The organism is Ruegeria sp. E8 (assembly GCF_056533985.1).
In genome coordinates this window covers 1-23541 of sequence record NZ_JBQFOY010000015.1, presented here as the reverse complement: position 1 = coordinate 23541, position 23541 = coordinate 1, and the positions used below count along the sequence as shown (strand labels likewise).

28 protein-coding genes and 2 pseudogenes are annotated in these 23541 nt (G+C 55.3%); 16 read left to right on the top strand and 14 right to left on the bottom strand.

Going from position 1 to position 23541, the window contains the following annotated elements; genetic code table 11:
• The 5 genes and pseudogenes from kynU (at nucleotide 1) to ACR0LF_RS17245 (ending at nucleotide 3046) form a co-directional block, all read left to right on the top strand.
• Nucleotides 1-1194, top strand: a complete 1194-nt coding sequence (gene kynU / locus ACR0LF_RS17265; protein WP_480582496.1) for a kynureninase — start codon at nucleotides 1-3, stop codon at nucleotides 1192-1194.
• Between the two features lie 14 nt (nucleotides 1195-1208).
• A complete protein-coding gene (locus ACR0LF_RS17260) occupies nucleotides 1209-1451 on the top strand; it encodes an Lrp/AsnC ligand binding domain-containing protein (RefSeq protein WP_480582494.1) in 243 nt (80 codons plus the stop codon).
• A gap of 1 nt (nucleotide 1452) precedes the next feature.
• Nucleotides 1453-1860, top strand: a complete 408-nt coding sequence (locus tag ACR0LF_RS17255) for an acyl-CoA thioesterase (RefSeq protein WP_480582492.1) — start codon at nucleotides 1453-1455, stop codon at nucleotides 1858-1860.
• Entirely contained in the window at nucleotides 1857-2258 is a 402-nt protein-coding gene (locus ACR0LF_RS17250) for a RidA family protein (RefSeq protein WP_480582490.1), read from the top strand. The genes ACR0LF_RS17255 and ACR0LF_RS17250 overlap by 4 nt, the downstream gene beginning before the upstream one ends.
• 4 nt (nucleotides 2259-2262) lie before the next feature.
• Nucleotides 2263-3046, top strand: a pseudogene (locus tag ACR0LF_RS17245) (thiolase family protein).
• A 170-nt stretch (nucleotides 3047-3216) separates the two neighbouring features.
• Here ACR0LF_RS17245 and ACR0LF_RS17240 read toward each other — a convergent pair.
• On the bottom strand, nucleotides 3217-3810 hold the full coding sequence (locus ACR0LF_RS17240) for a TetR/AcrR family transcriptional regulator (protein WP_480582488.1): 594 nt from the start codon (nucleotides 3808-3810) through the stop codon (nucleotides 3217-3219).
• Between the two features lie 204 nt (nucleotides 3811-4014).
• Here ACR0LF_RS17240 and speB point away from each other — a divergent pair, with 204 nt between their 5' ends.
• Both speB and ACR0LF_RS17230 read left to right on the top strand, forming a co-directional pair.
• Nucleotides 4015-4974 (top strand): agmatinase, encoded by a 960-nt coding sequence (speB, locus tag ACR0LF_RS17235; RefSeq protein ID WP_480582486.1) that lies wholly within the window; start codon nucleotides 4015-4017, stop codon nucleotides 4972-4974.
• A gap of 120 nt (nucleotides 4975-5094) precedes the next feature.
• A pseudogene (locus ACR0LF_RS17230) lies at nucleotides 5095-6147 on the top strand (extracellular solute-binding protein); the annotation flags it as partial.
• Between the two features lie 452 nt (nucleotides 6148-6599).
• Here ACR0LF_RS17230 and ACR0LF_RS17225 read toward each other — a convergent pair.
• From ACR0LF_RS17225 to ACR0LF_RS17215, 3 genes are read right to left on the bottom strand one after another with little or no spacing between them, the layout of a single operon-like run.
• On the bottom strand, nucleotides 6600-7031 hold the full coding sequence (locus ACR0LF_RS17225) for an NAD(P)/FAD-dependent oxidoreductase (RefSeq protein ID WP_480582484.1): 432 nt from the start codon (nucleotides 7029-7031) through the stop codon (nucleotides 6600-6602).
• A gap of 21 nt (nucleotides 7032-7052) precedes the next feature.
• Entirely contained in the window at nucleotides 7053-7175 is a 123-nt protein-coding gene (locus ACR0LF_RS17220) for a hypothetical protein (RefSeq protein WP_480582482.1), read from the bottom strand.
• 9 nt (nucleotides 7176-7184) lie between these two features.
• A complete protein-coding gene (locus tag ACR0LF_RS17215) occupies nucleotides 7185-7829 on the bottom strand; it encodes an NAD(P)/FAD-dependent oxidoreductase (RefSeq protein ID WP_480582480.1) in 645 nt (214 codons plus the stop codon).
• A 331-nt stretch (nucleotides 7830-8160) separates the two neighbouring features.
• Between ACR0LF_RS17215 and ACR0LF_RS17210 the strand changes: the two genes are divergently transcribed.
• Entirely contained in the window at nucleotides 8161-8718 is a 558-nt protein-coding gene (locus tag ACR0LF_RS17210) for a TonB-dependent receptor domain-containing protein (protein ID WP_480582624.1), read from the top strand.
• A 224-nt stretch (nucleotides 8719-8942) separates the two neighbouring features.
• On the opposite strand, the gene ACR0LF_RS17205 is transcribed toward ACR0LF_RS17210, so the two are convergent.
• Complete coding sequence (locus ACR0LF_RS17205; protein WP_480582478.1) at nucleotides 8943-9356, bottom strand: Rrf2 family transcriptional regulator; 414 nt, start codon at nucleotides 9354-9356, stop codon at nucleotides 8943-8945.
• Between the two features lie 245 nt (nucleotides 9357-9601).
• Here ACR0LF_RS17205 and ACR0LF_RS17200 point away from each other — a divergent pair, with 245 nt between their 5' ends.
• The 6 genes from ACR0LF_RS17200 (at nucleotide 9602) to ACR0LF_RS17175 (ending at nucleotide 14300) form a co-directional block, all read left to right on the top strand.
• Complete coding sequence (locus tag ACR0LF_RS17200; protein ID WP_480582476.1) at nucleotides 9602-10138, top strand: DUF2478 domain-containing protein; 537 nt, start codon at nucleotides 9602-9604, stop codon at nucleotides 10136-10138.
• The gene (locus ACR0LF_RS17195; RefSeq protein WP_480582474.1) at nucleotides 10139-10615 is read left to right on the top strand and encodes a hemerythrin domain-containing protein; all 477 of its coding nucleotides are present in this window, start codon (nucleotides 10139-10141) and stop codon (nucleotides 10613-10615) included.
• A gap of 84 nt (nucleotides 10616-10699) precedes the next feature.
• Nucleotides 10700-11209 (top strand): ubiquinone anaerobic biosynthesis accessory factor UbiT, encoded by a 510-nt coding sequence (ubiT, locus tag ACR0LF_RS17190; RefSeq protein ID WP_480582472.1) that lies wholly within the window; start codon nucleotides 10700-10702, stop codon nucleotides 11207-11209.
• A 16-nt stretch (nucleotides 11210-11225) separates the two neighbouring features.
• Nucleotides 11226-12224: a ubiquinone anaerobic biosynthesis protein UbiU gene (gene ubiU / locus ACR0LF_RS17185; RefSeq protein ID WP_480582470.1), complete on the top strand. Its 999-nt coding sequence runs from the start codon at nucleotides 11226-11228 to the stop codon at nucleotides 12222-12224.
• A 5-nt stretch (nucleotides 12225-12229) separates the two neighbouring features.
• Nucleotides 12230-13141: a ubiquinone anaerobic biosynthesis protein UbiV gene (gene ubiV / locus ACR0LF_RS17180; RefSeq protein WP_480582468.1), complete on the top strand. Its 912-nt coding sequence runs from the start codon at nucleotides 12230-12232 to the stop codon at nucleotides 13139-13141.
• A gap of 22 nt (nucleotides 13142-13163) precedes the next feature.
• Entirely contained in the window at nucleotides 13164-14300 is a 1137-nt protein-coding gene (locus ACR0LF_RS17175; RefSeq protein ID WP_480582466.1) for an NnrS family protein, read from the top strand.
• A gap of 422 nt (nucleotides 14301-14722) precedes the next feature.
• Here the strand turns inward: ACR0LF_RS17175 and ACR0LF_RS17170 are convergent, their stop codons facing one another.
• The 9 genes from ACR0LF_RS17170 to ACR0LF_RS17130 form a co-directional block, all read right to left on the bottom strand.
• On the bottom strand, nucleotides 14723-15025 hold the full coding sequence (locus ACR0LF_RS17170) for an SH3 domain-containing protein (protein ID WP_480582464.1): 303 nt from the start codon (nucleotides 15023-15025) through the stop codon (nucleotides 14723-14725).
• 695 nt (nucleotides 15026-15720) lie between these two features.
• Complete coding sequence (locus ACR0LF_RS17165; protein WP_480582462.1) at nucleotides 15721-17040, bottom strand: MmgE/PrpD family protein; 1320 nt, start codon at nucleotides 17038-17040, stop codon at nucleotides 15721-15723.
• Between the two features lie 15 nt (nucleotides 17041-17055).
• Nucleotides 17056-18105 (bottom strand): low-specificity L-threonine aldolase, encoded by a 1050-nt coding sequence (ltaE, locus tag ACR0LF_RS17160; protein WP_480582460.1) that lies wholly within the window; start codon nucleotides 18103-18105, stop codon nucleotides 17056-17058.
• Nucleotides 18102-18779, bottom strand: a complete 678-nt coding sequence (locus ACR0LF_RS17155) for a hypothetical protein (RefSeq protein ID WP_480627562.1) — start codon at nucleotides 18777-18779, stop codon at nucleotides 18102-18104. The genes ltaE and ACR0LF_RS17155 overlap by 4 nt, the downstream gene beginning before the upstream one ends.
• Nucleotides 18780-18921: 142 nt before the next feature.
• Nucleotides 18922-19821: a LysR substrate-binding domain-containing protein gene (locus ACR0LF_RS17150; protein ID WP_480582456.1), complete on the bottom strand. Its 900-nt coding sequence runs from the start codon at nucleotides 19819-19821 to the stop codon at nucleotides 18922-18924.
• 360 nt (nucleotides 19822-20181) lie between these two features.
• Nucleotides 20182-20733: a GntR family transcriptional regulator gene (locus ACR0LF_RS17145; RefSeq protein WP_480582454.1), complete on the bottom strand. Its 552-nt coding sequence runs from the start codon at nucleotides 20731-20733 to the stop codon at nucleotides 20182-20184.
• Entirely contained in the window at nucleotides 20734-20952 is a 219-nt protein-coding gene (locus ACR0LF_RS17140) for a GntR family transcriptional regulator (RefSeq protein ID WP_480856440.1), read from the bottom strand.
• Nucleotides 20928-22439, bottom strand: coding sequence for a tripartite tricarboxylate transporter permease (locus ACR0LF_RS17135; RefSeq protein WP_480582450.1), 1512 nt, complete (start codon nucleotides 22437-22439; stop codon nucleotides 20928-20930). The genes ACR0LF_RS17140 and ACR0LF_RS17135 overlap by 25 nt, the downstream gene beginning before the upstream one ends.
• 16 nt (nucleotides 22440-22455) lie before the next feature.
• The gene (locus tag ACR0LF_RS17130; RefSeq protein WP_480856439.1) at nucleotides 22456-22593 is read right to left on the bottom strand and encodes a hypothetical protein; all 138 of its coding nucleotides are present in this window, start codon (nucleotides 22591-22593) and stop codon (nucleotides 22456-22458) included.
• A 119-nt stretch (nucleotides 22594-22712) separates the two neighbouring features.
• Between ACR0LF_RS17130 and ACR0LF_RS17125 the strand changes: the two genes are divergently transcribed.
• Nucleotides 22713-22943, top strand: a complete 231-nt coding sequence (locus tag ACR0LF_RS17125) for a LysR family transcriptional regulator substrate-binding protein (protein WP_480582622.1) — start codon at nucleotides 22713-22715, stop codon at nucleotides 22941-22943.
• A gap of 9 nt (nucleotides 22944-22952) precedes the next feature.
• Nucleotides 22953-23234, top strand: coding sequence for a hypothetical protein (locus ACR0LF_RS17120; protein WP_480582446.1), 282 nt, complete (start codon nucleotides 22953-22955; stop codon nucleotides 23232-23234).
• Nucleotides 23235-23541 lie beyond the last annotated feature (307 nt).

Sequence of the window (23541 nt, the reverse complement as noted above, 5' to 3'; positions counted from 1 at the left end):
ATGTCTGCACCTCTTCCCAGAAAGGACCTGTTCGATATTCCGGACGATGTCATCTACCTTGATGGTAATTCGCTTGGCCCATTGCCCAAAGGCGCAACAGATCGGGCGATCGAAGTCATCGGCCATGAGTGGGGCTCGGGGTTAATACGCGCGTGGAATACCGCCGACTGGATTTCGCTGCCCAAACGGGTTGGAGATAAAATTTCCGCACTGATCGGAGCGCCGGAAGGATCCGTCGCCACCGGGGACACGCTGTCGATCAAGGTCTACAAGGCCTTGGCCGCCGCCTTGAAGATGCGCCCGGACCGCAAGGTGATTTTGTCTGACAATGGTAATTTTCCCACTGATTTGTACATGGCGCAGGGCCTGATCGACACCATCGACAAAGGTTATGAGCTGCGAACTCCGTCACCAGAAGATGTAGCAGAGGCCATCACTGAGGACGTGGCTGTCGTTCTGCTGACGCAGGTGGACTACCGTTCAGGACGCATGCATGACATGAAGGCAATCACCGAAAGGGCCCATGCAGTCGGTGCGGTGATGATCTGGGATCTGGCGCATAGCGCAGGCGCCGTTCCGGTTGATTTGACGGGGTCGAACGCTGAGTTTGCCGTTGGCTGCACCTACAAATATCTGAATGGCGGGCCAGGATCTCCGGCATTTATCTACGTTCGACCTGATGTCGTAAAGGATGTAAAGCCTGCCCTAGCGGGATGGATGGGGCACGATGCGCCCTTTGCGATGGAGTTGGGCTATCGTCCGGCAATGTCGACAGAACGTCTTCGGGTCGGGACCCCGCCAATCGTTCAGCTTTCGATCTTGGATCAAGCTATGACCGCGTGGGATGAAGTGTCGATGGGTGACATTCGCGCAGCCTCAATTGAGCTCTGTGATTTGTTTATCACTGAGGTAGAAGCCCGTTGTCCTCAATTGAAATTGGCCTCCCCACGTGACGCAACCCAACGTGGCAGCCAGGTCTCGTTCGCGTTTGAAAATGGCTACGCTGCAATGCAAGCACTGATCGAGCGCGGCGTGATCGGTGATTTCCGAGCACTGGATATCATGAGGTTTGGATTCACACCTTTGTACATTGACCAGGCTGATGTCCTTAAAGCGGCCGGTATAATCGAAGATGTGATTGCTAAGGAGCTTTGGAAAGACCCGAAATATCAGACCAGGTCGCGCGTGACATAACTCGAGAGAAAACCATGAGCGTACTTTTTGTACAAATCCGCTGCCGTCCCGGTACTGCATATAACGTGGCAAGTGAAATCGGTTTGAGAGAGATCCACTCCGAACTCTATTCAATCAGTGGTGATTTTGACCTGCTGCTAAAACTCGTCATCCCGGAAGGCGAGGACATTGGACGTTTCATCAACGACAATCTCCTCGGCATCGAAGGGATCGAACGCACCCATACAATACAGACGTTCAAGGTTTTTACGCGCTAGAATGCATTTTTGTTTCCCTCAAAAAGTTCTGTTCAAACATTGCGATCCGGCGGGCATCGTTTTCTATCCTCGCTATTTCGAGATGCTCAATGATGCGGTTGAAGCGATGTTCAGCGATCTGCTGGGTTGGCCGTTTGAAACCATGCACCCCGACCACGGCGTCCCGACGGTTGCTTTGGATATTCAGTTCAAAGCGCCAAGCCGCCATGGTGACGCGTTGACACTGCAGATCGGTATTGAAGCCATAGGCGGTTCCAGCCTGTCTCTCAGAACATGTGCTGTAGCAGATGACTCTAAGCGCTTTGAGGTGCGGCACACACTGGTTTGCATAGGTTCGAACGGAAAACCAACCCGATGGCCGGAAAGATTCCGGCAGACTGTTAATGACCTGATGGAGGAGCAGACATGAAACCCAAAACAATCCATCCAGAAGGTTGGGCACCCGCATTGGGTTATGCAAACGGCATGTTGATGCCAGACGGGACGCTGCATGTTGGCGGTCAGATCGGCTGGGACAAGGACAAAAAAATTGTACAAGGCGGCTTTATTCCACAGATGGAACAGGCCCTGAACAACATCGCCGAAATTGTGCGCGCGGCGGGCGGGGATATCGAAGATATTGGCCGCCTGACATGGTTCGTCAAAGACAAGGACGAATACCTCGCCAAACAACGTGAGGTAGGAAAGGCCTATCAACGTGTCTTCGGTAAACACTTCCCAGCGATGTCGATGATTATCATCAAGGATCTGGTGGAAGATGAAGCTTTGGTAGAAATCGAAGCAACGGCTTACATCGCCCAGAAATAACGCGATGGATGCATTCATCTGCGACGCGGTTCGGACGCCAATCGGGCGCTATGGCGGAGCGCTGTCTTCTGTGCGGGCCGATGATCTCGCAAGCATTCCAATCAAGGCCCTGAAGGAACGTAATCCTGACGTTGACTGGAGTTTATTGGATGAAGTGGTGCTTGGATGCGCCAATCAAGCGGGCGAGGATAATCGAAATGTGGCTCGGATGGTTTTGCTGCTGGCTGGATTACCCGTCGAGGTGCCTGGACTCACGGTAAACCGCCTGTGTGCAAGTGGCATGGATGCAATTGGCATTGCCGCGCGCGGAATCAAATCCGACGACTACGCCCTCGTTATTGCCGGCGGTGTAGAAAGCATGTCGCGCGCTCCTTTTGTGATGCCGAAAGCCGGAACTGCTTTTGACAGACGAAATGCGGTTTGTGACACGACAATCGGTTGGCCTTTCATTAACCCGCACTTTGAAGCTGAGTTTGGAACCGAGTCCATGCCAGAAACGGCCGACAATGTTGCCGTTCACTGGTCTGTATCACGCACCAATCAGGATGCTTTTGCCATCCGATCACAGAAAAATGGGCGGCCTGCGCGATCTGGGCGTCGCCGATGATGACCCGCGTGTGAACCCGAACGGCGGAGCGATTGCCATGGGACATCCTCTTGGCATGACAGGCGCGCGTCTGGTGCTAGCCGCAGCACACGAGCTCAAACACACCAAAAAGAGGTCTGCCTTATGCACCGTGTGCGTTGGCGTTGGGCAAGGTACTGCCCTTTTGTTGGAGCGAACTTGAGCTTACGGATGTTTGCTGAGATCGCGGGATAAGTGCGTCCGGAACGACGTTCGTTTTGATCATGCGAAAAATTTGCGACACAATCTTCCTGCCTGGATTTATCGCCGGTTTGCCCAGCCGAAGGAAGTGATTACGGGCAAGCCGCGCAGTTACTTCAAGCGATTAACACCTCACATCCAGCTGCTGACCGTATCGCGTAGTGTCTCGGTTGCCAGATCTTCAATCTGAGCGCGTTCGCTTTCTTCCGCGAGGCTTACCATCAATAGCAAAGAGACAGCCAGACGCATGGCGAATGTGATCTGAATAGTAGAGAATGAATGGCTGGAATAAGTGAGAACGTTCTTGCGAACGGTATTCACAATATCGGCCTCATAATTTTTGTCTGCCTCACGAATTCGATCATTCATCATCATCGCTTTGGTCAATTCGACTGCAAGCGCATGGTCAAATGCTGTGTGATTGTCGACATGCCGACGAAAGAGGTAAGCTGCCAAATCTGCAGGACCCAGCACTTCTGTTAACTCTTCCAGCGCTTGAAGGTTAACTCTCCGTTCTTCGGCCAGCCAGTCATCATACAACTTGCGGAAGATATCATCCTTATGTGCGAAGTATCGGTAAACAGTGCCTATCCGGCATCCGACGGCGTCAGCCACATGGTTGGTCGTGAAGTTTTCGAACCCTCGCTCGACGAGAACCTTTCGCGAAGCAGCAAGGATTTCTTCGACCTTGGTTCTGGCGCGTGGCTGGACCGGTGTTTTACGCATCGCGCTCTGTTTTCTCCTTGAGTACCGGCGTCGACGCCTGACCAACATTTCGGTGCCAAGTTCGCCGGCACAGGTCTTATAGGTGACCTATGCCTACACCGCCGGGCTTTCACCTTAAAGTGATCACTTAAAAAATGACTGTTTACTCATTTTTGAAGTTGGCATAGGCTGCTTCAAACACTAAGCAGTATCGTTGAGGTCACCATGCCCTGGGATGAAGTAGATCAGGCCTTTTTGCGCACCGAACTGAAAGGCACCCAAAGCGAAAACACTTTTGCCGGAGCGCTGAGCTTTATGCGGCGCAAGTACTCGCGGGATTTGACCGGTGTTGACGCGGCAATAACCGGAATACCATTTGATTGCGCGGTGTCGCATCGCCCTGGCGCTCGATTTGGACCAGCGGCCATTCGCAAGGCATCGGCGCATTTTGCGACCGGCCCTATCTGGCCGTGGGGGTTCGATCCGTTCGATACGCTTGCCGCGATTGATTACGGTGACTGTCTGGTCGACTATGCCGATACGCCATCAATCGATACAACCATTGAAGAGCATGTCCGGCCAATTGTCGAAAGCGGAGCCTATCTGCTTTCGCTAGGCGGTGATCACTATTGCTCTTATCCGCTTTTGAAAGCGGTTGCTGCGGTCCACGGACCTCTTGCCTTTGTGCACTTTGATGCGCATCGCGATGTAGAGCCCTCTGAAGACCGTGTACAGGATCACGGAGCGATGTTCGGCTATGCCATCCAAGATGGCGTTATCGATCCGAAGAAGTCTGTTCAGATTGGCATTCGTACAACCTTCGAAGATGAAGGTGATTTTGGAATGACGATCCTTGGTGCAGATAAGGTACATGCCAGCAGCGCTGACGAAATCGCCCAGATAGTGCGCGATGTTGTTGGTGAAAGCAAAACCTATCTGACCTTCGATATCGACTGCCTTGATCCGGCATTTGCCCCCGGCACAGGAACGCCGGTTCCCGGCGGCTTGAGCTCGTATCAAGCTCTATCCATCCTGCGCAAGCTGACGGACGTCAATTTCGTCGCGTCCGATCTGGTTGAAGTTCTTCCCGCCCATGACGTCAGCGATACAACCGCTCTCGCGGCAGCGATGGTCTGCGCCGAAATGCTTTGCTTGCGTGCAACCCGCGTACGTCAAAAAGCCTAACCGGATCCATTGAACGCTCGGAGGAGGGCTGGATGGGTCGAGTTTATAGGAGAAATCTCAGGGCGGAAAAACAATGACGGGCAAGTTTGGAAAATATTCCTGGGTGGATCGTTGTCCGCTATGTGTATCGCTTTTGGACATGGCCTGGCCGCAGAAGAGGTCCTTGTCTACAATTGGGATCTTTATATCGACCACAGCCTACTGGAAAAATTCCAAGCCGAGACCGGCATTGAATTGGTTTACGACGTTTTTGAAAGCAACGAAACGCTCGAAACAAAACTTCTGGCAGGAGATACAGGCTACGACGTTGTTGCACCCTCTGCCTCATTCCTTGAACGTCAGATTCAAACAGGGGTGTTTCAGCCGCTTGACATGTCGAAACTCCCCAATGCTGAGCATCTCTGGGATGACCTCCGCTCCCGAACGACGACGTATGATGGCGTGAATGAGCATTCTGTCACCTATATGTGGGGCACCGCCGGAATTGGTGTGAACTTACCTCGTGTTCGCGAAATACTGAGAGATGACGCCCCCATCGATTCCTGGGAACTGGTTTTCAGCCCCAAATACATGGAAAAGCTGTCTGAGTGCGGTGTGTATTTCCTGGATTCGCCAACAAACATCATCCCGGCAGCACTAAAATACATTGGCGAAGACCCGACCAGACAGGATGTAGAAACAATTGAAAAGGTGCTTCCCGTCCTCGAAGCTGTCCGGCCCTATATTTTGAAGTTCAACAATGCCGAATATGTTACAGCTCTTGCAAATGGAGATGCCGGCGTTGCCGCTGGTTGATCAGAGGATGTTTTCCAAGCCCGTGATCGCGCAGTGGAAGCTGACAACGGCGTTGAAATTGTCTACTCGGTACCAATTGAGGGTACGGATATGTGGTTTGACCAGTTTGCTATCCCAGCCGATGCGCCCAATCCTGAAGCCGCACATAAGTTCATCAACTTCATCTTGAACCCTGAAAACATAGCGGTGGCCAGTAACTTCATTTGGTATGCAAATGCAGTGGACGCATCGATACCACTTCTGGATGCTGAAATCTCTGGTGACCCAGGAATCTATCCCGAAGAGTCGACCATGCAAAGCCTCTACACGGTATCTCCGTATGGGCAGCGGACACAGCGAGCTGTGACGCGCATGTGGACCAAAATCAAATCCGGCACCCAAAAGACAAAAAGCAGCCTCCTTGTTGGGGGCTGCAAGCTCGACTTCGCTAGAAAGGTTGAGTTTCACGCCATGAGGATAGGCAGTCATCTACATTCAGTTTAACTCGCAAACAGAATGTAAGGCGTCGGTTTCTTCCTGACGGCCCGTTGTACACTTTGCCGTTTAGCCCTCCGGACTCACTGTCAACCGTTTGATGTGGTGGGAAAATTCTGCTTAAACCCCCGCTCGGGCCTTGCATATCCGGACCCCATCACGGTCGAGATCGCCTGCAAAAAACCTGCGATGCGTCGTTGATAGACCTCCAGCACCTGCGGCATCAATTCAAGACGCTCTTCGCGGCTTGTTTGCCCCCAGCTTCCTGCGCCGCCTTTGCAGCTGCCACTACACGACCACATCCGCAGCCGTACCCAGTGAAAGTGTTGCAATCGTCTGTTCGGTCTCCGGGTTGATCACGTCCATAGGCGTCGCATTAACGGGGGCACCCACGCACCACCAATGTAAAATTTGTCGGTATGCACATTGCCCATTGCCGAGCCCTTCTTAACAGGTCGAATTAGATTGACGAGGTTCAGGGACCATCCTTGAAACGATACCAGCCAAAGGCAGGTGGAAGAGGACCGTCGCCAACGGCCCAGTTCAAACCGCCGCAACGGGCGCTTCATCACTTCCGGATGCAGGCGAGTGCTGCGTCCCAACGCCATGTGTGCGATAAGTGCCCCGGCATAAGGCGCCATAGCGACTCCGCCGCCGTGGTATCCCAAGGCCGCCCATGCATTGCCAAGCCCCGGGACCGGCCCGGTAAATGGCACGAGGTTGCGGGTCATGCAGACGAGGCCGGACCAGAAATGCTCGGTCTCCACATGTCGCCACTCGGGAAACATCTTTTCGAAGCCCGCCCGAACTTATTGCCGTGTTGCCGCCAGCATGTTTTCTGTCGACCGTACTGATCCACGTAGCCCGAACAGCATCCTTCCGTTTGGCATCAGCCGGAAATAGTGCAGCAGTTTGCGGGTATCGACCAGCATCTGGGTACTCTACCAACCCTGCGCCTGCTGTTCCTCAACCGTGATCGGGCGAGTCACCAGGACGTTGGACTGAACCGGCAGATAGCGCCCGGCAAAGGCATCCGGCAGATCATCCGTAGAATAGCCATTGGTGGCGATCAGCAGATTTTTGGCGTGTACGATCCCGTCAGGGGTCCGCAGCATGTGGCCGTTGTGCTGCTCAATGGGCTGGACCGGAGATTCTGTGAAAATCCGCATGCCTGCGGCTTCAGCCGCGCTGGTCAGGCCAAGGGCAAACTTCAACGGGTTCAGAGCAAACCCGATGGGCAACTGCACAGCGCCAAAGAAGCTTGCGCTATTCATGCCGTGAGAGGTCATTTCTTTTTGGGGAATGAAATCAAAGGGCAGCCCGTAGCGATCGGTGTAAGACTGCCCGTAGGCTTTCAGACCCTGCACGACCTCGGGTCGATGCGCCACGTAAGTGTGGCCATCGGAGTGTCGATCAACATCCAGTTCGAAGCGTTCCAGATACTCTTCGACCAGATCGACCGCCGCGCGTTCGGCGTTAAAGAAACCTGCGCACCAGAAGAGCCGTATTTTCTGGCGATGGCGTCGTCTGCCATCTTGGCGCTGCCAATGGAAACCAGCCCGCCGTTTCGCCCCGAGGCACCCCATCCGGCGCGCGCGGCTTCCTGCAGAACGACATCCGCACCGGCTTAGGCAAGTGTCAGCCCTGCGGACAGACCGGTATAGCCTCCTCCGATGATAGCAAACTCGCAAGAGATCTCACCGGTTTGGACCGGGTGGCGCGGCTGGGGGGCGTCAACGGTACTTTCCCAATACCGGTCACGGATCGGGCCGTCGCTATAGGCTATTCGAACGTCTGGGGTGGAATCGAGTTGGCTGAAAACTTGATAATGAACTCGGCCTGGACCTACCCGGCAAACGGAATCGAAGACGTTACCTCCGAAAACGTGTTTGTTGCGGCAAAGTATGATGTTGGTGCCTGGGGGCCAACGCCAAGTACTTCCAGACCAAAATTGACAATGCGCGGGCAGCCTCCTTTCGCGCCGGGCCGGCGAGGACAGCGGATCTCGAATCCAAGGGATACGAATTGGGCTTCGGCTATACATGGAACGGGAGCTTTGTTCGGTTGGGCTATGCGAATATTGACACCAAAATCAATGGCCGCGCCGAAGATTCCTTCACCGGTAACTACCTGACTATGCCGATGGGTGAGTTTGTGTCACTGCAGGCGGCGCATCAGTTTAACAGCGGGGTGCTGATTGGCGGTGACGCACAAGTGGCGTTTGACTACGACGACACATACGACCTTGCTACAGGCGGACGTGGTCCCAAGCTTCCAGGGTACACCGTGGTCAATGTATTTGCTCAATATTCTCCCAAACAGATGCAAATCCTGACCTTACGAGCCGAGGTCAGCAATCTGTTTGACGAAACCTATGCAAACCGCGCCACCTACGGGCAAGAATTTGTAGGTACAGTGGTCGCCTTGAACGAACCGGGCCGCTCATTGCGCCTCATGGCAGAGATAGAATTCTGATATTGGCAATATGCTTGCAAGAGAGGTTGGCGATCATGTGTCGCCAGCCTTGCCGGAAACCAATAGGGAACTGCTTGCCCTGGTGCCTGTTGCCTTCAAATCAATCGCGAGCAGGTTTCGGAATGGGAGGTGACCTTAAGCTGCACCTTGCTGGCGCCTCCGAATGCAGCCTCATCTAGGGCGACAAAGCCGGGAATTGAGCCACCATTCAGCGTTCTGACAGATCAGAGTATGTTGGGATGATAGACGCAGTCCGCCAGGGTGCTGCGGTTGAGGTCAGCTATGAACGACGCTTCAGCCTGCGCTAGCCGCGTTTTCAAACGGCAGTGTGGCGTCAGGGTGCAGGCAGCACCTCCAGGCGAAAAGCACTCAACCAATACTTGGCCGGTTTCAAGAAAGGCCACTACGTCACCAAGCCGGATCTTCTCTGGTGGGCGGGTCAACAATGCACCGCCGCTGCCCCCGCGTCGGGTCTCGATGTATCCAGCGCCGGCAAGCGCAGAAATCACCTTGGCGAGGTGATTGCGTGACACCTGGAACTCAGCGGCGAGTTCACCAGTGGTCATGGCGGCGTCTGGTTCCGCCGCCAAGCGCATCAAAACGCGCAGCCCATAGTCGGTGAATGAAGTGAGGCGCAAGGTCGCGATCCCGTTTTGGTATTTGCAATGCGTATTAACCGAGCGTATTCGGCAAATCAAATACCAATTCGATCTCACCTAGACGGATCGGACCAGAAAGGATCGGTCATGAGAAACGCCGTTACCCTTGCACAGAATGGAACCGCCGTTTTGGTCGGCCCTATTCTTAACCGCTGTAATCAGCCGTTTCGGGAAGTCCTCGCATCAAGGGCATCTCTGGCGGTGCGGGTCGAAAGGCTGGACGGATGACGAGACTGGCGAGTGTTTCGGCGAAAGGCCGCGGGGCCACAGATCTGTTGCTTTCCGCAGTGGTCGAACGCCTGCAGGCAGACGGGGTTCGGATCGGTGGTGCCCTGCGCCCGCAGAAAACTCAGGGAGAGACATCTAAATGCAACAGCGATTTGTGGCTTTTACCTGATGGCCCTGTCGCCCGGATCACGCAAGATCTTGGCACTGGCTCCACAGCCTGCCGGATGGACGCCGGAGCACTGGAAGAGGCAGCGGCTACAGCAACCGCGCGTTTGGTCGCAGGCGAAGTCGAACTGATCGTTCTGAACAAGTTTGGGGTCAGCGAGGCGGAAGGGCGCGGTTTTCGCGCTCTGATCGCCCAGGCCCTGTCGCGCAACGTGCCGGTTCTGATCGGCGTTTCCGATGCGCACCGGGCGGCCTTCGAACGTTTCGCGGGTGGCATGGAAACGACGCTAACGCCCAAAGAGAATGAAGTTTTGTTCTGGTGTCGAACCGCGATCAAACCCGCTGCAACACTTGCCGAGGAGGCGTGAATGTACGATCCGACAACTCAGACGCCGACCGTCGCACTTATCGAGCACATCTGGAACCGCTACCATGACACGCACCGGCGCGAAATGCCCAGGCTGATTGCGCTGGCCTGCAAAGTCGAGACGGCTCACGCAACCGATCCAAACACACCGCATGGTTTGACCGATGCACTCAAGGTGATGTTCGCAAAACTCGAGGATCACATGCGCGATGAAGAGGAAACTGTTTTTATGGCATTGCGGACCGGGCGCTCGGCCAGTGCCGTCAGTGCCGTCCCAAGCCTGCGCGAGGCTCATGACGATCACCAGGCTGCGCTGAATCGCATCGCCGCGATCACCCATGGTTTCCGACTTCCGCACCACGCCTGCCAAAGCTGGAGACTCCTCTATGCCGGGCTTGGCAAACTGGTCGAGGATCTCGACGAGCACATGTATCTCGAAAACGAAGTGCTTTTTCCACGCGTCGAGCTACGGGCATGAAAGACAATACCACATTTGCCTCGAAGCCCGATGTTTTCGACCTTGGTAAAGACCGACTTGTCCGCAGCAAAAGAGACCTGAGAAATGTCAGCCAACACCGCATCGGTTAATCGCCCGCGCTTGCCGGGGCAGCGCCCGGTGGCGCGGCTGTCGGCTGCAATTGTACAGCCGATCCTGTCGCGGGTCGTGCGGCGCGTGGCGGAACGCCACCCGTCGCTCTTTGCCCGGTTAGGACCGCATCAAACAACAGATTACATCATCGACCCGATTGAACTGCCTTTTGCGCTGCATCTTCGCCCTGATCCGCAAGCGCTGATCTTCCGCGCCGTGCCGCGCGATATTGCACCCGTTGCCGGGGCGGCAATCCGTGGCCGATTCATGCTGCTGCTGGAATTGATCGATTCAGAAGAGGACGGTGATGCAGCCTTCTTCTCACGTGATCTCGAGGTGGCCGGCGACACAGAAGCTGTCGTACGACTGAGAAACGCGCTTGACGATGTCGACGGTTCCATCGCCGAAGAAACCGCCGACATGTTTGGCGCGCCGGGCCGCGCGATCCTGGCGCGACTGCGCCGCTCATACCCGACAACCTAAAGGAAACAGGCCGACCATGAGTCTTGCCGAACTGATCTGCCCCGCCGGCACGCCCGCTGCCCTGCGTACCGCCGTCGATGCCGGTGCCGATGCCGTCTATTGCGGCTTCCATAACGCCACCAATGCCCGCAACTTTCCGGGCCTGAATTTCACACCGGATGAACTGGCCGAGTCCGTTGCCTATGCCCACGCAAAAGGGGCGAAGGTTCTTCTGGCCCTCAACACCTATCCACCTGCGGGTAAGGTCGACCTCTGGAGACAGGGCGCCGATACTGGTGCGCGGTTTGGCGTCGATGCGTTCATCGTTGCCGACATGGGGGTGGCCGATTACATCGCCCGCACCCACCCCGGTACCCGGTTACACCTGTCAGTGCAGGCCGCAGCCTCCAGCCCCGAAGCTATCCGCTATTATTGCGAGAATTTCGGTGTGAAACGCGTTGTCCTGCCACGCATCCTGACGATTCCCGAGATCCGCCAGATCCGCAAGGAAATCCCCTGTGAGATCGAAACCTTCATCTTTGGCAACCACGGGCTGATGGTAGAAGGGCGGTGCAGCCTGACCAACTACCTGACTGGGCAATCGACCAATATGGATGGCGTCTGCTCCCCGGCCTCGGATGTGGAATATGCCCGCCACGAGGATGGGTCGATGTCCTCGCAACTTGCGGGTTTCACCATCGATTGTTTTGGCCCGGACGAAAAGGCCGGCTATCCCACGATCTGCAAGGGTCGCTATACCGCGCCGCACCGACCCGAGGGCTACTACGCCTTTGAGGAACCCATCAGCCTCAACCTCTCGCGGCTGTTGCCTGAGCTGATCGAGGCGGGTGTTCATGCCTTCAAGATCGAAGGGCGGCAGCGGTCGAAAAGTTATGTGCGCAATGTTGTAAAGGCTTTCCGCGCGGCGGTGGACGACATCCGTGCGGGCCGTGAGGCCAATATCGCTGATCTTGTCGCTCTGACTGAAGGGCAGAAGCAGACGCAGGGCGCCTTCGAGACCAAGAAATGGCGGTGACGAACATGACAAAACTGACACTGGGCCCAATCGCATACCATTGGTCTGCCGAACAGCGGCACGATTTCTATGCCCGTATCGCTGACGAAGCGCCCGTAGACGAAGTCTATCTGGGCGAGGTGATCTGCTCAAAACGGGCACCTTTTCAGGAGGCGGGCATACCGACAATCATTGAACGGTTGGAGGGTGCAGGAAAGCAGGTGATCCTGTCGACGCTCGCCGAGGTGATGCTGAAGCGCGAGCGCAAGGCGACCGAGGACCTGGCAGCGATGGACGGGCCCGAGATCGAGATCAACAATGCCGCGGGGCTTTACGCGCGCGGCAAACGTCCACATCGGATCGGTCCCTTCATGAACGCCTACAACGAGGCCACTATCAAATGGATGGCAGATCAGGGCGCGACCCATGTCGTTTTACCCACCGAACTGCCCGCCCCGGCCATCGCCGTTGCAACGCGGACAGCCCGCGAACTGGGATTGGGCGTCGAGGTTCAGGTATTCGGTCGCGCCTCGCTGGCGGTTTCGGCACGCTGCTACCACGCACGTGCGCATGGACGCACCAAGGATAACTGCCAGTTCGTTTGTGAGGATGATGCCGACGGGATGCCGCTGACCACAACCAACGATCAGCCGATCCTGCGGGTGAATGGCATACAAACCCAGTCCGAATGCTATGTCGACCTCATGCCGGAAGTGGCATGGATGGCGGGTAACGGTATAACCCATCTGCGCCTGATGCCGCAGGCGGTGGATATGGTGGCCGTCACACAATCTTTCCGTCGCGTTCTGGATGGCAGCCTCGATCTGCCCGAGGCAGAAGCCGAGCTGCGTCAGATATGCGGTCGGACTCCTTTCAGCAACGGCTTCTTTCACGGAGAGGCTGGATACCGTCGCATCGCCAACGCCAATCCAGCATAGTCACGCTGTCGGGGAAAGTCTGATGGCGGCGCCCTATCGACCCATGTTTTTGGCTGGCGCGACCTGGGCAATCGTCGGGGTTGGAGTGGTCGGCTGGGACACTGGGATTGACCTGACGCATTCACCCTTTGGTAACCGGTGGGCCTGGCACGGGCATGAAATGGTGTTTGGATTCGCCGCTGCGATGTTTGCGGGCTATGCACTGACCGCGATGCCAAGCTGGTCCAGCGGAGTTCGTATGTCGCGCCGGGGCGTTGCTCTGCTATTGGCGCTTTGGTTCCTTGCCCGGCTGACCGCGGCAGGAGCATTGGGAACAGATCCCGCGCTGGTCGCGGTAGAAACTGCGGCCTTTATGGGCTTTGTGACGCTGACCCTTGCGCGTGCGGCCTTGCGATCTCCATCCACGAAAGGCGTGGGATTTGCGTTTTTTGCGCTGACGATGACCGGCATCCAGATCGCGGTGCTCTGGGGCGACATCATGCCGTCTGTCCCGGTTCAGGGCTTTGCTCTCCTGCTATTGATCGTAGGCGGCCGCATGATTGCGGGTTTCTCCTGGAACCGGCTGAGATCCACCGTTTCTTACGAACGGCGCTTCAGATTGGCGCAGCATTGCGGTTACCCTTCCGCCGCAGCGCTCCTGATTGCGATTTTACTGGACACGTTTGGGATTCAGCCCGACTGGGTCTTTGCGAGTCTGGTGGTTGCCGCCACAATCGAGGCGACCCGATTGTTGCTTTGGCTGTCCGCAGACACCCTCACGGACCCTTTACTGAACATGCTGAGGCTGGCTTACATTTGGCTACCTTTGGGACTTTTGCTGTTGGCGCTCACCAGCGCGGAAGTTTGGATGCCGACCAGCAACGCAGCTCTTCATGCGTTGACTGCAGGGGCAATCGCGTGTTCGATCTATGCCGTCGCGTCGCGCGCGGTAGCGCGCCGCTGCAGTCACTTGCGATCGAGTTGGATCGACCAAGGCGGTTTCGCCTTTTTGTGGGTAGCTGCCGTCTTGCGTGTCGTCACTCCGGTCGAAATACAAGGGCACCCTGTCGCGCCGGTGATCTGGTGCATTGCATGGACCGTTTTTCTGATACGTCACGGCGCAGCCCTGTTCCGCCCGACACCCCGGCCAGTATTCAGTGGTCCGAAACGGTGCGACTGATATCGAGCGAACAGTTTGGAAGAGGATATGGATCGACCGCACTGAGTTCAGAATGGTTTGAGCGAAAAGGAACCAAGTGACTTCCCCAAGGAAGACGGCCCCTGAGGGTACGTGACATGAGAAAAGCCGACAGAAATCCTGGCACAAAATGTATGCCGCAAGAGAGATGGGCTTTCCTTGCCAAGGCCCACCGCATTATGTGAGAGCGCTACGCAGATCACGGACAGAAGCATGCACCTTCTGGCGCCAAAGTACCTTGCAATCAATAGCCTGTTTACAGAAGGATTTCTGGCTCATCTATTCAGGTTCGGAACGTCAACGGAAGGTTCAGAAACAGCGGTTCGATCTCCGTAGCGGCCCGAAGGCAGAGCTCGGCCTCGGCGAGCGGTAACAACATGGACTACACCTAACCGATATTGAAATCAGAGTTTTCGCAAATATGCCCATGAAACATATCCCTTTAGCCCACGCGCGCGTTGCAAGGACACGCGGCACCAACGGGTGCCGCCGGTCTGTTCGCAACTGTGAACTCGCAAAGCGGTTCCGTTCGGAAGACCCACGATCACGTTGAAACCTATTCCAGGTCCCGCACGCAGTTTCAGCATGTCTCCGTCTTCAACGCCAAAAACCTCGTATCGTCCAAGTGGAGCCGCCGTTGCAGTTCGCACTTCGACAATGGTTCCCAGGAAAAATGCCGCTAAAGATAAGTAAATTGCATAACGCATCACGTTGACCTGCCTGTTGCCTCAGTTCCAATCCTAGCGACTCAGATCATCAAGCGGAACTACCTAACAATAGAACCCGTACGTCTAAACCTGCCACTGGAGGAGAAATCCCATCTTTGCTGGAGATCTGGTTTGTGCCGACAGAGACGGCTAGCAGACAGCCCAAAAATAGTGGAACCAACTGCAGGTGCAGGCAACTGATCTTCTGCTCTGCGCCAACTTTCGTTGTGAAAGGGAGGTTGGACTTGGGGCGCTTTCTGATGCCGAACGTTCATCAAACATCTGGTCCAACTACGACGGTTGGGTCAGGTTCGTGTGACGTTCAAGACTTACTGTGGAACGTCATTGATCTTTGATTCAATCGACAGCCAAAACCCCAATAAATCGGTCAATCACGTCCTTCAAATCTGACCCAAACGCCAAGCATTTCTGACCCAGTACCCATAGTTACCCTTCGTCGGCAGTGCGGCCAATGTCTCACCGGTGCTCTGAGGGGAAGTGTCAGAATCTTGCCGCGGGTGCTGTTAGCACCAAATATTCCACACTGGCAAAAAAATGCCATGACGCGGTGCGGCACGTATTCCAACCATTCATACATCGCGCAGCAAATGCATCCTCTTTGCATCGAACCCGAGAAAACTCTTTTCGCTTTTCATCCGAGATCACGAAGAGGCCTCGCTTGCTAAAACTCTGACTTAGGAAGCTCTGTAGCTGAGTTGCTTGATCATGGCCCTAACATCACCGCAATCTGGCAGGCCCTCAATGCTGGCCAGCAGGTCTTGCGCTTTGTCCGCACCCATGACCGGTTCAGTCAACCGCAGGAATTTATCGCGGATAACGTCGTGGCCAACGCGCTCTTCTGGGTCGCCCTGCGCTTCGGTGACCTCGGACGACAGAATGCGACCATCGGCCAGCCCGATATGGGCCTGTGCAAAGCGGCGGGCGGGGAAGGCGTTGTTGAAGGCGTCGATTTCCTCAATCTCGACCATGCGGGCCAGGCGCAGGATGTCGGGATTGCTCAGACCGGGCTCCATGACCTCTTCCACGCCGATTTTACCAACCGCCAGTGCGGCCCCTACCGAGAAAGGCAGCGAATACTGCGCCTGTTCGGTCGTTGTTGGGATCGTGTTCAAGCGTTTGGCCTCGTGGAAGCTGTCCACCCGGATCGAGGTGATCTCGTCCGCGCTGAATTGATGCGCGCGGTGAAGGGCCATGACGGCCTCGGCGGCGGGTTGGGCCCAGCGGCAGACAGGGTAAAGTTTGATATACTGGTCCTGAATGTACCAGCGCTGGCCGATATCGCCCCAAATATCCTTGAGGTCCGCGGCCTCCATGGAAATCGCGGGCGCACCGGTGAAACCATCGCGGGCCAGGTAGGCGGCCGAAACACCCACCATTGCGCCCCAGCCCGATCCGTCTTTGACCATCGTGGGGGCATCAATGGTGCGCATCATCTGACTACGAGGTCCGTGATATTCGGCGATCCCCAACGCCTCACGCGTTTGGGCCTGATCCAGCCCCAGAATGCGCGCGCCCATTGCAGCGGCGGCCAGTGCGACCCACGCGCCTGAGGTGTGATAGTCGCAGGCGCTACGATGCAGGGCGATACCAGCGCGGGTACCGATCTCATAACCGATGGTCACAAGGGTCAGGAATTCACGAGCATCCGTGAGGCCCTCGGCCTGAGCCATCGCAATGACCGAAGGGATGACACCGCAGCCCACATGGCCCTTGGTCAGCTTGTGACCGTCGTGGGCATCCAGCGCGTCGATGGTCATGCCATTGGCCAGCGCTGCACCCGCCGCGCTTGCGGTTTTGCCTTCGGGCCAGATTTGTGCTGCTTGCCCACCGAACATCATCCGTGCATGAGCCTGAATGATCTTGGCCAGGGGCGTCTGAACCGCGCTCATCCCCACACCCAGCGTGTCCACCAGGGCCCGCACCGCATCCTGCACCACAGACCGTGGCAGGTCATCATAGGACGTGTTCAATATGAAAGGGATGACATCGGTCATGGCGCTACCCTTGTGTTAGGCTGGTTGAAAACTCTGAAAAGCGCGGATCGCGGCGTCGAGCGCGCTATCGTTCACATCCCGGTGCAGTACCATGCGGATCGTGGGGGATTGCCCGCCGATCTTGATACCGGAACTGGCGACATGCGCGATCAGGCGGGCGTGATCCGCAGGCTTCGGGGTCAGGAACACCATGTTGGTCTGCGAGGAGATCTGGCCAATTCCAATGGCCCGAAGTGCCTCGGCTAGACGGGCCGCACGGGCGTGATCGTTGGCCAGTTGCGGTACGTGATGTTCCAGCGCATAAAGGCCAGCCGCCGCCAACACCCCGGATTGCCGCATCGCGCCGCCGAGGATTTTTCGGTTGCGCCGAAGTTGACCTATCATCGCAGCGGGGCCAACCAGAACTGACCCGACCGGAGTGCCCAACCCTTTGGACAGACACACGGAAACTGTATCAAAGGGAGCTGCAAAGGTCTCCGCATCGCAGCCCAACGCTGTAATCGCGTTGAAGAACCGCGCCCCGTCAAGATGCACTGCCAGACCGGCCTCGCGCGCCACCTGGACGCCCGCCGCGATACGGTCCAGAGGCACTACCCGACCTCCGACACTGTTCTCAAGGCTCAACAGACGGCTTCGCGCGTAGTGAGGGTCATCGACTTTGATCGCCGCTGCGATACTGTCGGGGTCCAGCCCGCCGTCATCTGAGACGGGAACCGGGTTCATCGACACGCCAGCCAGCACGGACACACCTGCTGCCTCGTCGCAGAACAGGTGATAGCGGTCGCCTACGATCATCTCGTCGCCGCGTCCGCAATGGGCCATGACAGCGGCCAGATTGCTTTGAGTGCCGGTTGGAAAGAACACCGCCGCGTCCTTGGCCAGACGCGCGGCCAATTCCTGCTCCAACCGCGTGACCGTGGGGTCTTCGCCATAGACGTCATCGCCTAGCGGCGCAGACATCATCGCCTCGCGCATTCCGGCACTGGGTTGGGTCAGCGTGTCACTGCGTAGATCGCAGATGCAGTTGGTCCCCGCATCTGCGGTAGCATATCCATAGGTGCTCATTCCGTGACCTGATCGTAGGCCAGCGCTGCAACGATATGTACGCGATGCTTCTCGCCACCGTTCAGGGCGGTGTGATAGGCGCGGGTGTCGGTGAAATAGACCGAGCCATCTGCAGGCAGATGTGTCACGTGATGGTTCACGATGAACAGCGAACCAGGATTCGAAATGAGCGGGATATGTAGGCGCGGCTCGGGATCGCGGTGCCACGAGTTGCAATTGTAAAGCCCCTTGGACAGGATGCGTGTGCGACCAATGGGGAAGCGCTTGGTCAGTTCCTCATGCACATGTTCGAAATAGGTGCCTTTGAACTTGGGGTTGAATTCTGAAAAGTTGATCTCGGGCACCAGATCCTCGCGGGGTTCTTCGACATAGCGCTCATCTGCACGTAGCCAGTAGCGACCCGACAGATCGTTCGGAGTCCACTCGGTCTGGCCAGGGCGCTGGGTCAGCGGCAGAGCGGCAAAGCCCTGATCCTGCATGCCACCCATGAAATCTTCGCGTCTGAGGCATTCTTCCAGCGCTTCCTGAAGTTTCTCGATATCGAATTTCAGGTACAGCCGGGCGATGCCAGGTCCGGGCACAAACTCTGCCACCAATTTGTAATCGGGCATGGCGGACATGGCGTTTTGAATCAGGTCTACGTCGCTGTCTTTTATCTGAGGCATGAAGGTCATTGGAGAATCTCCCATTCGCGCTGCGTTTGATGCAGCCTTAATCGGAATTTGAAACGATGGAAGTCGCATTCACGCATGACTTGATGACAAAAACGCATTAAGTTGTTGAGCCGGTTGACCGAAAGAGAAACACAGGCAGGCCTCAATCTGCGGCGTGACCAGACTGCATGCGGTCCAGAAACCATGTTCTCATCCGTTCAATCCGGGCCACGCCGATTTTGGTTTCCGGCGTCAGCAGGAAATAGGCACTGCTGGTCCGCGCCTCGAACGGGTGAACCTTGACAAGGCTGCCCTGCTTCAACTCCTTGCGGATCAGAATGTCGGGAATAATGGCGATGCCATGCCCGGTCTTGGTGGCATCAATCAACATTTCAAACTGGCTGAACATCGGCCCAATAATCCTGCGCGGCAACTGCATGTCCTGATACTGGAACCATATCTGCCAGGACTGTGGTCGCGTAGAGTGCTGCAGAATCCGGTGATCCAGCAGGCTTTCCGGATCATCGACCGGTTCAGGAAACTGATCCGGCGAGCCCACAGCCACTAGCGTTTCCGACATCAGCCGGTCAGCGCGATAGCCCGGCCAACCTTCGTCGCCTTGTGCGATGGCCAAATCCACCAAACTAGGATCAATCTCCGAGTTTTTGAGATAGGTCACAAGATTGAGTACATGGCGAATTTTCTCGGCCTCGGGCCCCATGATGATCGGCATCAACCAACGGCTGCCCAGTGTCGGATAGACGCCTATGTTCAGACTGCCCTCAGGGCTGTCATGCGATCGGGTCTTGAGAATGGTAAGTTCCAGTTCTTCAAGCAAAGGCGACAGCTCGGCCAGCAATGTCTTACCAGCGGTCGTCAACTTGACCCTTTGTTTTGAACGAATGAACAGCGATTGCCCGACGAAAGCCTCCAGCGTTTGAATCTGGCGGCTGATCGCGCTTTGGGTCACGTTCATTTCTTCCGCCGCACGCGCAAAACCTTCGGTTTTCGCAGCTGCCTCAAAGCAAAGCATGGCGGTGATCGAAGGGATTCGTCGACGCATTGAGAAGGCCGCTCCTGTTCGCAGGTCCGCTCAGGTTTAGTGCAAAAAACTCACCATGTCACTCTGACGGCAGGTTATGAGGCCCATTTAGGACAACCCGCTCTACGATTATTCAGCCTGCAGTCACGATTTTTGGGAAACTACTGATTTTGATCAACTTCATAGTTCTATCATCCAGCAAATAAGGACGCAGCGACAGTGGGAAGAAAGGCGGCGTCAGCTGGCATCTGGACATTCCGAACCAACCGAAGGGAATAGTTCAAAATCTGCCAGTCAAGCGTTGCAAACGTAGTTCAATTTGTCGAAGGACTTTCCTGAAAACGCCGCTTAAATGAACAGATCCAATTTCGACAGATACTCTCAGTAGACATGTCCGAAACTGAGATTACACGTTGCTACAGGAGCCCAAATTTTTTGAAAGTAAACAGGGTTTCTGTTTGACGTTAGCATTTTCGCGAAGATTTCATACCACGGCCCATCGTGCAATGCACTGGCTGCGCCAAAAGGAACATCCTCAGCGAGGACGGTTGAGACGGCATGGCTGACCTGAGACGGAAATACCCCGTTTTTCTCCTTCAAATAAGCCCTGATATTCACAACCGTCAATTCCACCGAGTTGTGATCCAGCAAAGTCGGCGCGGTTCGAGGGTGCAAATACATCTGGGCAATTGCGGTCACGTTTTCGCTCAGTTGAAGATCACGTTTGATGCATATGTAACTGTCGCTTTGATCCAAAAAATCCGCCCATTCTCCTTTCTCCACAAATTCTTCTATCTGCACTCTTGCTGCGAGTACGGGCAAACTCTTTCCGGTGACGGTGGATTTGAAACGGAAATGCCATGCTTGGTCTCCTGAGGTTTCCCGGTGCTTGACGCGAGTTCCCGACCCCTGTCTTCGCTCGATCAGATCCATTTACTTGAGTTGTGACAAAGCCGCATGAACGGTTCCCAAACTGACTCCGCACAAATCCACCAGTTCTCTTTCCAGGGGCAGTGTTTCACCAGGGCGGATCAGACCTTTGCGAACCGTTTCTGACAGTGCCATACGCACTGCCGTTCTCTTTGTGCAGGTGGGATCATCGAGGTAGAATTTCGCCGTTTCTGCAATCAGCTTTCTGGCATCCTGCCCCATGCTTGACGGCATTCCTTTCGAAGAATAGCGCGGCCCAATGTAAACAGGGTCAGGGCGAAAAACCCAAGGGCAATTGGACTTTCGTAAATCAAGCTGGGTGTCGACCCAAACAGGAGCAGAGATTGCCGCAAAGAAGTTACCAGCATTCCACCGAGGAGAAATCCGATCACAAGGCACACTACCGGGAAATTGGTTCGACGCATTAGCAAGCCCACGCACGCGAAGACCAACATTATCGCGACGTCAAAAACCGACTGACCATGCAGATACACTCCCACAATGCAGAGCACTATGACGGGCGGCAGGGCAGCCCATTTCGGCAAGCGAGCAATGTGCCCCCAGACAGAAATACTCATACGCCCGATTGCCAGATGCACAAAGTTTGCCAAAATCATCGATGCAAAGAGAGCATAGATAATATCGCCGTGCATAGTGAGCGTAAACGGTCCCGGTACGATACCATGGATTATGAACGCTCCGATCAAGAGTGCGGCGGCAATATTGCCTGGGATACCAAGGGCTATGGTTGGAACAAGATTGGCTCCGACAACAGCGCTGTTGGCAGCTTCGGTTGCTACAATTCCTTCGGGGTTTCCTTTCCCGAAAGTTTCGGGTGATGATGAGGCGCGCTTAGCCTGTCCATAACTCAAGAAAGCAGCCAAAGTGACCCCTAGCCCGGGCAGCATTCCGACGACAGAGCCTATAAGCGAAGATCGAATGATAGTCTTCCAGTGCGATAGGAATTCCCCGATCGGCAGAGCACGGTTTTCCTTTGCGCCTTGGTTTACGTATCCCGTGTAAACACCAGAGTGACGCATGTCGTATATCTGTTCTATCACCGAGGCCAACGCGAGGGAACCTATGGCCAAAGCTGCCAGTGGCAAGCCGTCAAATAGGTTCACTGACCCAAAAGTCATACGAGGTGGGCTTTCCGCCGGATCAAGTCCAATGGTAGACAGAAACACACCCAGGAAAATGGCGATCAAAGCCTTGATCGGGTTGTCACCAGAAATTCCAGACAACAGGGAAAAGGCAAACAGCAGGATAGCAGTGTATTCCAGTGGGCCGAACTGCAATGCAATTGCCGCAAATGGAACGACCAGAACGATGCGCAATGCGTCGGATATCGTATCACCGGTCACAGATGAATAGAGGGCATACTTCATCGCTCGCACGGGTTCCCCTTTGCGAGCCAGGGGATTCCCAACCAGTGCCGTCGCCGCGGCCTCCGGCGTTCCCGGCGAATTCAACAGAATAGCGGGAACCGCCCCTCCGGACGTTCCGCCCTTGTTGGCACCGACCAGAAAGGCGATGGCGGACAACGGGGACATGTAGTATGTAACGGGTATTAGGACCGCAAGGGCAGTAACGCTTCCAAGCCCCGGCAACACACCGATTACGATGCCTAGGGCAATACCTCCTGCAATAAACAACAGGTTGGCTAGCGTGAAAGCTGCTTCAAATCCGGCTATCGGGCTATCAATCATGATTCAGCCTCTTGGCTCAGGGCAACTTGACGGTGAAGATTTCCCACACACCAAAGTTCACAATTATCGGAAAAACAGCCGAAATCCCGGCAATTACCCAAAGCTTACGCCCTCCGGCGTAAAGCATCGTGGTAAACAACAACGGGATGGCCATGGCCAAAAATCCAGCTTTGGCTAAGCTGAACATCATTTCGATGAGCCAGAAACCCTCTCCTATCAAATCGACCTAAACTGTCCCATTGGGGCTGACGTCAGACACCTGGGACAACATTTCTGGGTCGAGAGGAGCGGTTTTACGAGTTGGCCGCCGATCTGGCTGAAGGTCGCATCGGCCTGGCGATCTCATATGATATCGGGTTCTCCGATGCTCTCGAAAGTCGACATATCAAATCTGTTTTGCCCGTCGCATTTTGCGCGCCCGATCATCCTTTAGCCAAAATGCCGGAGGTCGAACTTGACGACATAGTCGAGTATCCGATTATCTTGTTCGCCGAGGATCTATAGGAAGGGTTCGTGCGTAACCTGTTGCAAAAACTAGAGTTATCGCCGACGGTTTCTCAAAGAGTAAAATCTCTGAAGATGATGCGCTCCTTTGCTGCATTGGGGCGAGGTGTTGGTATCAGCTATTCGCACCCACCCAGCGGGATATGCTACGAAGGCAGGCCGGTTGTAACCCTTCCAATTGTAAACTCTCATGCCACGGCAGACATCAAGTTGCTATGGTCGAGCTTGCGGGAAGACGATGCGCTTTTCGAGAAGATCTTGGATGTACTCGCAGAAAATAAAATGGGTTGATGCGATGTAAACTTTTATTGCATCGCGTATTTGTCGCGAATTTTTTGAACGTTGTCGCGCAGGGATTTAGTGAGCGTATTTTCCAATTTATTGTTAAGACGAAGGCGATTTGAAGGTGTAGACGCCCCCATTCAGGTTGACTGCAAATCTCTCGCTTCGAACGACACTTCGGAGATCAAAGGTTAGGGTAGAGTGATCCGGGAAACCCAAGTCAGGTCACACCTTTATGGCCTGTAATTCTTCGAGGAGGTCCAGCAACTGATCCAGTTTTTCCCGGCCCATCTGCGCTTCGATATTGTTGGAGATG